Genomic DNA, 13,602 nt, shown 5'->3' with positions numbered 1-13,602 from the left:
ATGATGAATCAACCTACTCCATCATCCCCGTTTACGCTGGCCGTCTGCGCTGAAATGATTTTCCGTGATTTACCCGTGTTGGAACGAATTAAGCGCATTTCTGAGCTGGGTTTTCAAGTCGAAATCTGGGACTGGACTAAGCATGACATCGACGCACTGGCCAATAGCGGGGCGACGTTTTCATCCATGACCGGCTATGTCACCGGCACCCTGGCGGATGCAGCCGGGGCAGATGAACTGCTACGCACCGCCGCAGAGTCGATTGAGGTGGCCAAACGGCTGGGTATTCCACGTCTTAACCTGCACGGCACGGGGTTGGATGGCGAAGGTCTCCCCGTCAAACCTTGCCAACAGATGACCGGCGCGATGTGGTTAAAAGCCCGCGACACACTCAATCGGCTGGCGGATCTTGGCGAGCCGCACGGAGTCACCTTTGTGCTTGAAAACCTTAATACCGAGGTTGACCACCCAGGCGTGCCGTTTGCGCGCCTGGAAGATGTTCTAGCGCTGGTGGAAAGTGTCGATCGGCCTAGCTTGCGCATTATGTTGGACGTTTACCACGCCCAAATTGGCGAAGGTAATCTGATCGAATTAATTCGCCGCTGCGGGCCGTACATTGGTGAAGTGCAGGTGGCTGATGTGCCGGGGCGCTGCGAACCGGGAACCGGCGAGATTAACTATCCGGCCATTGCCAAAGCGCTCAATGATATGGGCTATCGCGGCACCGTAGGGCTGGAAGGCTGGGCCTCTGGCGACGACGACCTCGCGCTCGACCGGTTCCGTGCTGCCTTCTCACTTTAAGCCACGGTTGATCAGCCTTATCGATTGCCACCCCAGACGCTTTTATGCCAGTGCCATTTTGTGACTAGTACCACGAATTCGTGACGTGGGGAGACATTTATGCTGAATAACAATAGTCAACACCGACCGCTTGACCTGATCTGCCTGGGGCGCGTGGCGGTTGACCTCTACGCCGAGCAGATTGGCAGTCGTTTAGAGGACGTATCAAGCTTTGCTAAATACCTCGGTGGAAGCTCAGGTAATGTGGCCTACGGCACCGCGCGCTTGGGCTTGAAGTCCGCCATGCTCTCGCGGGTAGGCGATGAACAGATGGGCAATTTTGTGCGTGAAGAATTAGCGCGGGTTGGAGTAGATACCAGCGCGCTACAAACCGACGCTGAACGCCATACTGGCCTGGTGCTGCTGGCGTTAAAAGATCGCGAGAGTTTCCCACTGCTGTTTTACCGGCGCGACTGTGCCGATATGGCCATCGACGACGACGCAATCGACCCTGAGTTTATCGCCCGAGCAAAAGCGCTAGCAATTACCGGCACCCATCTTTCTACCGATACCACCCGCAGGGCGTGCCGCAAAGCGCTGGATGCCGCCGCTCATTATGGCGTGAAACGGGTGCTGGATATCGATTACCGTCCCGTGCTGTGGGGGCTGACCAACCCCGGCGATGGTGAAACTCGCTTTATCGCCGATGACAAAGTAACCACCGACCTGAAGCGCTGGCTGGCGGATTTTGATCTGATTGTAGGTACCGAAGAGGAGTTTCATATTGCCGGCGGCAGCACGGATACCTTAGCGGCCCTGCGCGCGGTGCGTGCAGTTAGCAAAGCCACCCTGGTATGCAAGCTGGGGCCCATGGGCTGCGTGGTGTTTGAAGGCCCGATTCCTGAATGTATTGAAGACGGTATTTTGGTCAAGGGTGTTCAGGTTGAGGTGCTCAATGTGCTGGGCGCCGGAGATGCCTTTATGAGTGGGCTGCTACGTGGCTGGCTACGCAATGAACCCTGGCAAACCTGCGCTGGTTACGCCAACGCCTGTGGCGCGCTGGTGGTCTCCCGCCACGGCTGTGCCCCAGCCATGCCCACCGAAGACGAGTTGTTCGATTACCTGAAACGCCGCGATGAGGTACCCCGCCCGGATATCGATCAGCGTCTAAATCACTTGCACCGGGTCACTACCCGGGTGCCCGTTCAGTGGCCCGAAGTGCTGGGGCTGGCATTTGACCACCGCCGCCAGCTCACCGATATGGCACGCGAAGAGCATGCTGATAGCGCGCGGCTACCAGCACTCAAAAAACTCTTGGTCACCGCCGCTGAAGAGGGTGCAAAGCTCGGCGGTATTACTACCCCTGCGGTTCTTGTCGATGATGTGCTAGGTCAAGACGCACTCAATCAAGCCAGTGGAAAAGGCTGGTGGATTGGTCGCCCGGTGGAGCTTCCTGGCTCAAGACCACTGCGCTTTCAGCATGGCGATGATTTAGGTGCCTGCCTGCGCAACTGGCCTAGAGAACAGATCATTAAATGTCTGGTGTTCTACCACCCTGACGATGAAGTCTCACTGCGCTTAGAGCAGGAGGAGCGGCTGCGCCAGCTCTACCAGGCGGCCTGTGCTTATGGGCTGGAGCTGCTGATTGAAGTCATTCCCCCCGCCGACATGCCCAATGACGACACCACCTTGCCGCGCAGCCTGCAGCGGCTCTACAACCTGGGCATTCGCCCAGACTGGTGGAAACTACCTGCCATGTCAGATGCAGCCTGGAATGCGGTGGGCGAGACCATTGAGCGGGAAGATACCTACTGCCGTGGGGTCGTACTGCTCGGGCTAGACGCCCCTATGGACGATATGAAACGTGGTTTTGAAGCAGCGGCCAGCCACCCGTGCTGTAAAGGCTTCACCGTTGGGCGCACGCTATTTGCCAGCGCTAGTCGCGATTGGCTGGCTGGGCGTATCGATGATGTCGGCTTGGTAGAGAGGGTCGCCCAGAACTATGCCGAGCTGATAACGGCATGGCGGCAGTTAAGGCAGGCTCAGCCGCAAACGCTGTCTCACAAGGAGGAGGCGTAAAATGAGCACCATTCGACTCACCATGGCCCAGGCGCTGGTCAAGTACCTCGCCGCACAACGTATAGAGATTGATGGCCAAGAAGTAGCGCTGTTTGAAGGCGTGTTTGCGATTTTTGGTCATGGCAATGTGGCGGGCTTAGGCGAAGCGCTTTACCACGTACAAGACGCGCTACCGACCTTTCGCGCCCATAACGAGCAGTCCATGGCCCACGCGGCGATTGCCTTTTCCAAGGCCAATGGCCGCCAGCGCCTAATGGCGGCGACCAGCTCGATTGGCCCAGGGGCGACCAATATGGTCACCGCTGCGGCGCTCGCCCACGCCAACCGTTTGCCGATCCTGCTGCTGCCGGGGGACACCTTTGCCACCCGCGAACCGGATCCGGTGCTCCAGCAGGTGGAGCATTTCGGTGACCCAACCATTAGCGTCAACGACTGTTTTCGCCCAGTATCGCGCTACTTCGACCGCATTAGCCGCCCCGAGCAGTTGCTGACTAGCCTGCCCCAGGCGATGGCCACCCTGCTTGACCCGGAGCACTGCGGCCCCGCGACTCTTGCGCTGCCCCAGGATGTGCAAACCTTTGCCTACGATTACCCGGTGGCCTTTTTTGCCCCCAAGGTGCATCGCATTCGACGCACGCCTCCGGATTTTTATGAGCTACGCCAAGCGGTAGCTGCGCTAAAGCAGGCTAAACGCCCGCTGATCATCGCCGGGGGCGGTGCACACTACGCTGCTGCCTGCGACGCCTTAGCCGAGTTTGCCAAAAAACGTGGTATCCCGGTCGCTGAAACCCAAGCAGGCAAAGGCGCGTTGGCCGATAGCCACCCTTGCGCGGTGGGGGCCATTGGCGTGACCGGCAGCGCAGCGGCTAACCAATTGGCGGAGCAGGCGGATGTCATTCTGGCGGTGGGTACGCGGTTGCAGGACTTCACCACCGGCTCTAGGGCGCTGTTTGAAAGCAGCGATAAAACATTGATAGCTCTCAACGTTGGCCGCTTCGACAGCCTCAAGCACCAAGCGCTGCCGCTTAGCTGCGACGCCTTGATCGGGCTGGGCCAGCTCGACGCGGCACTGGGCGAGTGGCGGGGCAACGATGAATGGCGCGAACAATCCGGAACGCTCAAACGCGAATGGGTTGAGATCGTGCGACGTGTGACCGCCGACCAAGGGCTGGCGCTGCCCACCGATGCTCAGGTAATCGGTGCAGTCAATCGCCAGGCTGGCAACGATACCACCGTGGTATGCGCCGCTGGTGGCTTGCCCGGCGAGCTGCATAAGCTCTGGCAATGCTCGGGCCCGGGCAGCTACCACGTCGAGTATGGATTCTCCTGCATGGGCTATGAAATTGCGGGCGGGCTGGGCGTCAAGATGGCCAAGCCAGAGCGGGAAGTGGTGGTAATGGTAGGCGACGGCAGTTACCTCATGCACAACTCAGAGCTGGCCACATCGGTGATGCTGGGCCACAAGCTGATTGTGGTGGTGTTGGATAACCGTGGCTATGGCTGTATTAATCGCTTGCAGCAGGCCACCGGCGGTGCAGGGTTCAACAACCTGCTGCAAGATTGCCGCACCGTGGAGGCCGGCGCACCGAAAACCGATTTCGCCGCCCACGCTAAAGCGTTGGGCTGTGAGTCTGAATCGGTCACCGGTATTGCGGAGCTGGAGCAGGCGCTGGTGCGCGCTCGCAGCGCCACCTCGACTTATGTGATTGCCCTGGACACCGACCCGTTACCCAGCACCCAAGAAGGCGGCGCCTGGTGGGAAGTGGCCGTGCCCGAGGTTTCCGAGCGAGAAGCGGTCAATAAAGCCTATCAAGGGTACCGCGAAGCCAAGCAGCGCCAAGCCCGTTAGTTCTCGACCTCAACAAACATAATCACAAGGAATACGCTATGCCGACGGTTACTTTAGGCATCAATCCGCTCACCTGGACCAACGATGACTTGCCCAGCCTGGGTGGCGCAACACCGCTGGAAACCTGTTTGAAAGAGGGTCGCGAGGCAGGTTTTAGTGGTTTTGAATTAGGCAACAAGTTTCCCCGAACACCTGACGCCTTGAATCAGGTGCTAAGCGCCCACGACTTGGCGCTTGTGTCGGGCTGGTACTCCGCACGCTTGCTGGAGCGCACGCCTGAAGAAGAGATTGACGCTATTCAGGATCACATGAACCTGCTCAAGCAATGCGGCGCTAAGGTAATGGTGCTATGTGAAGTGACCCACTGTGTACACGGCGATCAGGAGCGCCCGCTCTCCCAGCGCCCGCACCTTTCCGAGCAACAGTGGCAGCGCCTGCTGAGTGGCCTAGAGGTGGTGGGTGACTACCTGAGATCCCAGGGCATTCAGTTGGTGTATCACCATCACCTGGGCACGGTAATCGAAAGCCAGGCCGACGTTGAACGCTTAATGGACAACACCGGTGAAGGCGTGGGGCTGCTGCTTGATTTTGGTCATCTGTGCGGTGCAGGCGGCGATCCGCTCGCCATCGCCAAACGCTACAGCCAGCGCATTCACCATGTGCACTGCAAAGACCTGCGCTTACCGGTGCTGGACGCAGTGCGAAACCGCGACAAAAGCTTTTTAAACGGTGTGCTAGACGGCCTGTTTACGGTGCCGGGGGATGGCAATGTGGATTTTCTGCCCGCCTTAACCCACCTGTGCGAACAGGGCTACCAGGGTTGGTTAGTGGTTGAAGCCGAACAAGACCCGGAAGTTGCCCATCCACTGACTTACGCCCGCCTGGGTTACCGCAACTTACGCCAACTTGCCGAGCAGGCAGGCTTCGACGTTGCCAGCTAAACAGCACCGCTTTTAATCAGGAGCCTGTATGAAGACACTATCCCACTATCTCAATGGTCAGCTCTCCGCCGGTCAGAGTCAGCGCACTTCGCCGGTTTATAATCCGGCTACCGGTGAGCAGAGCGCCCAGGTGGCGCTGGCCACCGCCGATGAAACCCGTGAAGCAGTGCGCATCGCCGATGAGGCCTTTGTCGCCTGGTCAAAAACCTCGCCGCTTAAGCGCTCGCGTATCCTGTTTAAGTTCAAAGCGCTGGTTGAGGAGCACACCGATGAGCTGGCGCGCCTGATTTCCAGCGAGCACGGCAAGGTGTTTTCAGACGCCAAAGGTGAAGTGACCCGTGGCCTGGAAGTGGTCGAGTTTGCCTGTGGCATTCCCCACCTGCAGAAAGGCGAGCACTCCATGAACGTCGGCACCGGCGTTGATAGTTACTCGATGATGCAACCGCTGGGTGTGTGCGCCGGTATCTCGCCGTTCAACTTTCCCGCCATGGTGCCCATGTGGATGTTCCCCATCGCCTTGGCCTGCGGCAACACCTTTGTCATGAAACCTTCGGAAAAAGATCCCTCTACGCCGCTGCGCCTAGCTGAGCTGCTTAAAGAGGCGGGTCTGCCGGACGGTGTCTTTAATGTCGTCAATGGCGATAAAGAAGCGGTGGATGTGCTGCTCACTGATGAGCGTGTCCAGGCTGTGAGCTTTGTGGGCTCTACCCCAATTGCCGAGTACATCTACGCTACCGCATCAGCCCATGGCAAGCGTGTTCAGGCCCTGGGCGGGGCTAAAAACCATATGGTGATCATGCCCGATGCGGATCTCGATCAAGCCGTGGGTGCCCTGATGGGCGCGGCCTATGGCTCGGCAGGCGAGCGCTGCATGGCGATTTCTGTGGCCGTGCCTGTGGGCGAAGAAACCGCCAACCGCCTGCGTGAAAAGCTGGTGGCAGAACTGGATAAACTGACGGTCGGGCCTGGCCTGGTTGATGGCCCAGATAACGATATGGGGCCGTTGATCACCCGCGAGCACCGCGACAAAGTGGCGGACTATATTCAGGTTGGCGTGGATGAAGGCGCAGAGCTAGTGGTCGACGGTCGCCAAACAACGGTTGATGGCGCAGGCGATGGCTACTTTATCGGCGGCAGCCTGTTTGACCATGTCACGCCCAGCATGCGTATTCACTCTGAGGAGATCTTTGGCCCGGTGCTGGCGATTGCTCGCGTGGCGAGCTTCGACGAAGCGGTCGGCATGATCAATGCCCACGAATACGGCAATGGCACGGCGATCTTTACCCGGGATGGCGATGCCGCGCGTCAGTACTGCGAGCAGATCCAGGTCGGCATGGTCGGCGTTAATGTGCCGATTCCGGTGCCCATGGCGTTCCACAGCTTCGGCGGCTGGAAGCGCTCGCTGTTTGGCCCGCTGCATATGCACGGTCCCGACGGTGTGCGTTTCTACACCCGCATGAAGACCATCACCCAGCGTTGGCCCAGCGGCATTCGTGAAGAGACCAACCACTTCACCATGCCGACCATGTAAACAGGACGGGGCATGACATCAATCGACGCCGGGCCCAGCCCGGCGTTATTGTTTTAAAACAGAGGTAACCACAATGAAAACCCTCAAAATTGGCCTAATCGGCACCGGCTTTATGGGCAAAGCCCACGCCATTGCCTTTAATGCGGCGTCCAGCGTTTTTGAGCTACCCGCCAAGCCCGTTTGCGAACTGCTGGCGGATGTCGATCTCGCCACTGCAGAGAGCCGAGCGCGGGCCTGGGGGTTTGCCCGCGCCACCGACGATTGGCGCGCCTTGGTAGAAGATAGAGAGGTGGACGTGGTGGATATCTGCGCGCCTAACTTCCTGCATAAAGAGATGGCCCTGGCCGCCATTGCCGCTGGCAAGCATGTTTACGCCGAAAAACCACTGGCGCTGAGCGCGGCAGACGCCGACGAGATGGTCGTTGCGGCTGAAAAGGCGGGCGTCAAAACCCTGGTGGGCTTTAACTACATTCGCAATTCCGCCACCCAACTGGCCCGCCAGATTGTTGCCAGCGGTGAAATTGGTGAGCTGATTCATTTTCGTGGGCGGCACAACGAGGATTACCTGCTCGACCCGCACAAGCCCCATGATTGGCATACACAGCGGGCGACCGCTGGCGCCGGTGCGTTAGGTGATGTGGGCTCGCATATTCTCAACATGGCCGAGTTTTTAACCGGGCAGCGCATTACCCAGGTATGCGGCCAGTTACAAACCGTTATTGCCACGCGGCCCAATGCTAACGGCAGCGGAATGGCCCCAGTAGAAAACGACGACCAGGCACAGGCCATGCTGCGGTTTGATAAGGGGTTAATCGGTAATATCGAAACGTCCCGGGTGGCGGCTGGCCGAAAAATGGGCTTGGCCTACACGTTAACGGGCACCAAAGGCGCCATTGTGTTTGACCAGGAGCGCATGAGCGAGCTGCAGCTATATCGCCACGGCGATGCGCATGGCAGGCGCGGTTTCACCACTCTTTTAGCAGGCCCAGAACACCCTGACTATGCCGCCTTCAGCCCCGCCCCGGGCCATGGCCTAGGCTATAACGATCAGAAAATTATCGAGGTGCGCGATCTGATCGAAGGCATCATCAACCAACGCCCTCTCTACCCCGACTTTCACGAAGCGGCGCGGGTAAGTCAACTCATAGAGGCGATTGAAGTATCAAGCCAGGTGGGACACTGGGTCTCCCTTTGAAAGTATATGCTTCAACTATTTAATGAGGCGCAAACCGGTCAGCGCAAAAATTATTTGGTCTGCAACTAACTCCGCGGTAATGGCGGCCTGGGTGAGGCTCAGGTGTTGGTGACCAAAAGCGAACTGCACTTGCGGATGCTTAGGATGTTTGCCGATAACGGCTAACGCAAACCGCAGCAGCCAAGGGAGTAGCTGGGGCAAGTGCCGTGGGGGGGCGCTAGAAGGCCGTGTGGGGTAAGCAGAAGTCCTGGCGCCCGGCGGAGTGTTTCCGGCTTAGAAAGAGGGTCGGCCAGTTCTGTCGCAAGGTAGCCTGCATTGCCGAACGAGGCTTCTTTACCTGGTTCATCGTTATCCAGTGCCAGTACTTTGCTGAAGTTTTAGTGCATTGGCCAATAAGACCCGCACCGACCACAATAACGTCAGCGTGATTAGAAGGTGTTGATGGTGTCATATCGTTCTCACAGGTGGGGTATCGTTGGAGCGTCGCATTTTAGGTGTGACTTGGCTACGATAAGTCATTGGTATTAATAAGAGACAGTCTATGACCGCTACGCTTGAACAGCGCGCCTTAAAAATTTCTATTTTGGTTACCCTGGGCGTGTCGACCCTAGGCATTGTGTTTGGCCTTTTATCAGGCTCTCGTTCGGTGCTTTTCGACGGTGTCTTTTCGACGATCGATGCTGCTATGTCAGGGCTGGCGCTTGTGGTGGCACGTATGGTTGTTAAAGAAGCCAGCCAACGTTTCCAGCATGGTTATTGGCACCTTGAGCCTCTTGTCGCGGCACTCAATGGAAGCATCTTATTACTTCTCTGTTTTTATGCTTTTTTAAACGCTGTCCAAGGTTTAATGGAAGGGGGGAATGAACTCGCTTTCGGGGTTGCCATGCTTTACGCAGCGGTTGTAACAACGATTTGTACCGCCATGGCGATCTATCAGCGTCGGCTAAACCGCCAGGTGAAGTCGGAATTGGTGCGTATTGATATGCATGGTTGGGTGATGGCGGCACTTATAACAGCGGCACTGTTGCTGGCCTTTGGCATTGCCTGGATGATGGAGAAAACCGACTATGCCTATCTGACGCCTTATGTAGACTCTCTGCTGCTCACCGTGTTGACCCTGTGCTTGCTGCCCGTGCCTATTGGCATTGTACGACGTGCATTACGTGATATTTTCCTAATTGCTCCCAGCGCGGTGGACAGCGAAGTGCATGCGGCAATGGTGCCTGTCATGCAGCGTGAAGGTATCTTGTCCTACGCCAGTCATGTGGCGAAAAGTGGACGTGGTTACTTCATTGAGATCCACATTGTGACAACACCGACATTTGCAAACGATGAGGGCATTGCTGCCCTAGACAAGATCCGTGAGCAGATCAGTCAGGGTATCTCCATTGCGCCGGAGCATCGCTGGTTTACTGTTGCGTTCACGGCGGATAAACGGTGGATGTGATGCCTCATGAAACGGGAAGGCTAAGGTTAACTATCTCAAGGTGCTAGTAGAAACTGAGGAGGGGACAGGTCTTCACGTGCTATGTGGTTGATGTTGACCTGATAAATTTCCTCAATGCGTCTTGGCGTAAGCACCTGGGCGGGGTTGCCTTGAGCGATACGCCGCCCTTGGTGTAACAGCCACACTTGGTCGGCGTAGGTGCTGGCTAGATTGAGGTCGTGAAGCACACAAACAATCGCCATACAGTGCCGTTCCGCCCAGGCGCGCAGCTGGCGCATTAAACGCTGCTGCTGGCCGATATCGAGAGCGCTGGTGGGCTCATCCAGCAGTAAAAGCCCACCATCCTTTGCGGTGGAAGAGCGCCGTGAAAGCAACTGACAAACACCCCGCGCAATCATTACCCGCTGACGTTCGCCGCCGGAGAGTGAAAGCACGCTGCGTTTGGCAAGGTGCGTCAGGTCTAAATCATGCAGTAGCTCTACAACAAGTGCGCTGCAGGGGTTGCTGCCTAAACTAACTAGCTCAAAGGTTTGCCAATCAAAGCCAGGTAATTCCTGCTGGGCCACCAGTGCGCGACGATTGGCAAGCGTGGTAATCGGCCATTCATCAAGCGGCTTGCCATCCAGGTGTAGCTCGCCTTGTTCACAGGGGCGGAATCCCGACAGCATGCTGAGTAGTGTGCTTTTGCCAGCGCCGTTGGGACCAACAATGGCGAGTAGCTCACCAGGGCGAAGTGTGCCGTCCAGAGGTGCGATAGAAGGCGTGGTAGTGAAGCCAGCTTGGTGGAGGGTTAGCATGCCCGATTCCGCCGCATTAGGAGGTAAAGAAAATAGGGGCCGCCCAGCAGGCTGGTTAACAGCCCTACGGGAATTTCGGCGGGGGCACCCAAGGTGCGCGCCAGGGTATCGGCGACCACTAATAGTAGCGCGCCACCGAGCATTGATGCGGGCAGCAGTAGGCGGTGGCCAGGCCCGAGCCAAAGCCGCAGGCAGTGCGGCACGAGTAAGCCCAAAAAGCCAATCACGCCGGTAAGCGCCACGCACAGCCCTACGCCAAGTGAGGTCGCCACCACAACGCGGCGCTTGAGCCGGGTGGCGTCAAGCCCGGCAGCGTGGGCGGTGGCCTCTCCTAGCTGCAGCAGGTCGAGTTCTTTGGCACTGCGCAACAGCATCCATAGAGCGACGCTAATCAGTAGCAGTGCGAGTGCCGTGGTGCGCCATAGGGCGTTGGTGAGCGTGCCCATTCCCCATAAACTGAGCTGACGGAGCTGTTCGTCGCTGGCAATAAACGCCAGTACACCGCCTCCAGCACCTGCTAAGGTATTGATTGCCAAACCGGCTAGTAGCAGCGACATGACGGCGGCACTACCGCCGCCTTGGCGCTTGGCAATGCCAAACACCACCAAACAGACGCAAAGGGCACCGAGAAAGCCCGCCGCAAACTGGCCGTAAAGGCTACCGGCAGCGCTGCCCTGAAATAGCACAATCCAAAGTGCTACAAATAGCCCTGCGCCGCTTGCGAGCCCAAGCAGAGTAGGGTCGGCCAGTGGGTTGCGAAATAGCCCTTGCATGGCGGCACCACTGCCTGCGAGCATCGCTCCCACGGCAACCCCCAGCAGTAAGCGCGGCAGGCGAAGTTGCCACCACACCTGGACGCTGAGTTCACTGGCGCTGCCGTTGAATACCGACCAGGGTGATACGCCCAACGTACCCGAGGCGGCACCCCAGCCCAGGGCAATTATTAGCGCCAGTGTCAGGCCACTCAACACCCGTGTGGTTCGGCTAAGCGGTAGCGTATAACGGTGGCGGACGTAGGGGGCGCTGGAAATCATGGGGCAACCTGTGCAGTCGCGCTGCCTAGCAGTGCCTCCACATCCTTACGCAATGCGAATAGCTGGTCAGGCGTGCGAGGCCCAAAGCCAAGCAGTGCCTGATCATCAATCACAATAAGCCGCTGCTCTTGCCCCGCAGGCGTTAAGTGCATCCCCGGTAATTGCCATAGCGCGTTTTCACCACCCAGAGCGTCTAACCCCCGCTGGGACATAATCACTAGCGCGGGTGCTTCTTTCGCTAATGCCTCTGCCGCAACGCTCTGGTAGCCCGTCATACCACCAAAGGCATTGTCGAGACCAACGGCCTCCAGGGCTATATGGGCGGCGGTGTCACTGCCAGCGACCCGCGGTGTTAACCCGCTGTGGTGAAGAATAAACATCGCTGGCATATCAGGAAACGGAGGCAGGGTTACCAAGCGTTCAAGGGTGTCAGTGAGAGAAGCGGCCAGCACGTCGCCCTGCTGCTGGCGCTGCGTGTGCTGAGCCACTGCGCGGACTTTCTCGGTAATGGAGGAAAGCGAGGCTGGCGCATCAATCACATCAACCGTTACGCCTACGGCTGACAGTTGCTCCAATACTTCTTGAGGGCCTGACTGGCTGGCTGCCAGCACACGGTTCGGTGCAACAGAGAGCACACTTTCTGCCGACAGCTGGCGCAAATAGCCTACCGAAGGCAGTGCTGCCAGCTCTGGTGGGTGGGTGACCGTGTCGTCGCGGGCAACGACCTCAATATCCGCGTCAAGGGCGGCGATGGTTTCAGCTATATCGCCCCCCAGTACAACCCAGCGCTCGTTGGCTAGCGCCCCTCCCGTGGTTAGCAAGCCCATAAGCAGCACCACGGCAAGTGAACGGCATTTAAAGGGGGTTGCGTTCATGCCACCGCCTCTTGGCTGCCGAGTTCATCCAGCAGTTGTCGCCACTCCCAGCGTTCATTGCTTCCTTCCTGGCGCTGAGCGTAAATCTGCAGGGCGAGAGAACCTTCTGCATCAAAGGCTTCTAGGCTGGTAACGCCGCCGTCGCGGTTAGGTTTACTAACCTGCCACACTTGGTCAATGGCGGTGTCGTTAAGGTGCAGGGTGAACTGCTCACCGAACAGGTTTAGCCAGCCGTGGGCACGTTGAGGTTCAGGTAGCGTGCCAGTGCGAATTTGCACGCAGCCAGGACTGGCCACGAACAGCATCAGTGGCAGCGTGCGTTGACTTGCTTTAGTTAACAGACTTTCCAGAGCATCCACGGGGAGGGAGCGAGTAAAGCGGCCTTCCATTAGCTGGTTGGCTTCGAGACGTTCCAGGTGGTGGCGTTGAAGCAGGGCGAAGAATTGGTGCACATCGCGCATCGCCGCCCATTCGCTGGCCAGCGTGGGCGCATCCGGCAGTGGGCGCTTTAAGCGGGGGACGCATTGGGTAAACGCTGGAGTGTCCATGGTGCCCAGTGCGGCTAGCGCTCCCCAGGGGCGAGGCAGAGGGTTTTCCAGCGCAAAGCTCTTATGAATGGCGCAGCCATGCTGGTTGAAAACTTGCAGGCTCCAGCGCCACTGAGCTTGTTCATTCTCCGTTGACATGGGGGCATGGATAGGATCGCGGATCAGGCAGGCCCAGTGCCAATGGGAATACAGCAGTCGTAAATCTAGGCCGCCTGGGTCAAGCAGCAAGCCGGTTTGTGGCCCGCCGTTTAGTGCGGGGTAATCGCCGGTTTGCTCAAGCACTGCTAAGCGTGAGCGGGTGAGTGCTTTGACACGACCCAGCTGGGGGAGGCGGGCTGCTAGCTCTTTTGGGGCTAAAGGCAGCGTCCAGACATCGCGGCTTAAGCGGGCGGCCTGCAGTTCACCTTCGCTGATCGATAAGCGCTCAGCGATATCAATCGCTGGCAGGCGCGGCTGCGCTGCTCGTGCCGCGTCAAAGGCTTCAAGAATTGCGATCTGTTGAGACTCCATCATACGTCACCTCTGG

10 protein-coding genes and 1 pseudogene are annotated in these 13,602 nt (G+C 58.1%); 7 read left to right on the top strand and 4 right to left on the bottom strand.

Features of this window, described 5'->3' with window-relative positions:
* Positions 1-3 precede the first annotated feature (3 nt).
* The 7 genes from HZS79_RS04445 (at position 4) to HZS79_RS04415 (ending at position 9,822) form a co-directional block, all read left to right on the top strand.
* On the top strand, positions 4-801 hold the full coding sequence (locus HZS79_RS04445; RefSeq protein ID WP_162217046.1) for a TIM barrel protein: 798 nt from the start codon (positions 4-6) through the stop codon (positions 799-801).
* A 99-nt stretch (positions 802-900) separates the two neighbouring features.
* Positions 901-2,859 carry a bifunctional 5-dehydro-2-deoxygluconokinase/5-dehydro-2-deoxyphosphogluconate aldolase gene (locus HZS79_RS04440; protein ID WP_179927153.1) on the top strand — a complete coding sequence of 653 codons (1,959 nt, stop codon included), beginning with the start codon at positions 901-903 and terminating at the stop codon, positions 2,857-2,859.
* A gap of 1 nt (position 2,860) precedes the next feature.
* Positions 2,861-4,708, top strand: coding sequence for a 3D-(3,5/4)-trihydroxycyclohexane-1,2-dione acylhydrolase (decyclizing) (gene iolD, locus HZS79_RS04435; RefSeq protein WP_179927152.1), 1,848 nt, complete (start codon positions 2,861-2,863; stop codon positions 4,706-4,708).
* Positions 4,709-4,746: 38 nt separating this feature from the next.
* Positions 4,747-5,649: a myo-inosose-2 dehydratase gene (iolE, locus tag HZS79_RS04430; protein WP_179927151.1), complete on the top strand. Its 903-nt coding sequence runs from the start codon at positions 4,747-4,749 to the stop codon at positions 5,647-5,649.
* 28 nt (positions 5,650-5,677) lie between these two features.
* Positions 5,678-7,180, top strand: coding sequence for a CoA-acylating methylmalonate-semialdehyde dehydrogenase (locus tag HZS79_RS04425; RefSeq protein WP_162217050.1), 1,503 nt, complete (start codon positions 5,678-5,680; stop codon positions 7,178-7,180).
* Positions 7,181-7,253: 73 nt separating this feature from the next.
* Positions 7,254-8,375: a Gfo/Idh/MocA family protein gene (locus tag HZS79_RS04420; protein ID WP_179927150.1), complete on the top strand. Its 1,122-nt coding sequence runs from the start codon at positions 7,254-7,256 to the stop codon at positions 8,373-8,375.
* 541 nt (positions 8,376-8,916) lie between these two features.
* On the top strand, positions 8,917-9,822 hold the full coding sequence (locus HZS79_RS04415; protein WP_179927149.1) for a cation diffusion facilitator family transporter: 906 nt from the start codon (positions 8,917-8,919) through the stop codon (positions 9,820-9,822).
* Positions 9,823-9,857: 35 nt separating this feature from the next.
* Here HZS79_RS04415 and HZS79_RS04410 read toward each other — a convergent pair.
* From HZS79_RS04410 to HZS79_RS04395, 4 genes and pseudogenes are all read right to left on the bottom strand, one after another.
* Positions 9,858-10,559 (bottom strand): annotated as a pseudogene (locus tag HZS79_RS04410) (ATP-binding cassette domain-containing protein); the annotation flags it as partial.
* 53 nt (positions 10,560-10,612) lie between these two features.
* Positions 10,613-11,653, bottom strand: coding sequence for a FecCD family ABC transporter permease (locus HZS79_RS04405; RefSeq protein WP_162217054.1), 1,041 nt, complete (start codon positions 11,651-11,653; stop codon positions 10,613-10,615).
* On the bottom strand, positions 11,650-12,528 hold the full coding sequence (locus HZS79_RS04400) for a heme/hemin ABC transporter substrate-binding protein (RefSeq protein ID WP_179927148.1): 879 nt from the start codon (positions 12,526-12,528) through the stop codon (positions 11,650-11,652). Before HZS79_RS04400 ends, HZS79_RS04405 begins: the two co-directional genes overlap by 4 nt.
* Complete coding sequence (locus HZS79_RS04395; RefSeq protein ID WP_179927147.1) at positions 12,525-13,589, bottom strand: ChuX/HutX family heme-like substrate-binding protein; 1,065 nt, start codon at positions 13,587-13,589, stop codon at positions 12,525-12,527. The genes HZS79_RS04400 and HZS79_RS04395 overlap by 4 nt, the downstream gene beginning before the upstream one ends.
* Between the last annotated feature and the right edge of the window lie 13 nt (positions 13,590-13,602).

This window comes from Vreelandella zhaodongensis, assembly GCF_013415115.1.
Lineage (GTDB): Bacteria > Pseudomonadota > Gammaproteobacteria > Pseudomonadales > Halomonadaceae > Vreelandella > Vreelandella zhaodongensis.
The sequence above is the reverse complement of the archived record's forward strand: the minus strand, read 5'-3'. Positions and strand labels throughout refer to the sequence as shown.

Coding starts and splice junctions, on each gene's coding strand:
- HZS79_RS04440 (WP_179927153.1), top strand. CDS start 901: ATGCTGAATAACAATAGTCAACACCGACCGCTTGACCTGATCTGCCTG.
- iolE (WP_179927151.1), top strand. CDS start 4,747: ATGCCGACGGTTACTTTAGGCATCAATCCGCTCACCTGGACCAACGAT.
- HZS79_RS04420 (WP_179927150.1), top strand. CDS start 7,254: ATGAAAACCCTCAAAATTGGCCTAATCGGCACCGGCTTTATGGGCAAA.
- HZS79_RS04400 (WP_179927148.1), bottom strand. CDS start 12,528: ATGAACGCAACCCCCTTTAAATGCCGTTCACTTGCCGTGGTGCTGCTT.
- HZS79_RS04405 (WP_162217054.1), bottom strand. CDS start 11,653: ATGATTTCCAGCGCCCCCTACGTCCGCCACCGTTATACGCTACCGCTT.
- HZS79_RS04395 (WP_179927147.1), bottom strand. CDS start 13,589: ATGATGGAGTCTCAACAGATCGCAATTCTTGAAGCCTTTGACGCGGCA.
- HZS79_RS04445 (WP_162217046.1), top strand. CDS start 4: ATGAATCAACCTACTCCATCATCCCCGTTTACGCTGGCCGTCTGCGCT.
- HZS79_RS04425 (WP_162217050.1), top strand. CDS start 5,678: ATGAAGACACTATCCCACTATCTCAATGGTCAGCTCTCCGCCGGTCAG.
- iolD (WP_179927152.1), top strand. CDS start 2,861: ATGAGCACCATTCGACTCACCATGGCCCAGGCGCTGGTCAAGTACCTC.
- HZS79_RS04415 (WP_179927149.1), top strand. CDS start 8,917: ATGACCGCTACGCTTGAACAGCGCGCCTTAAAAATTTCTATTTTGGTT.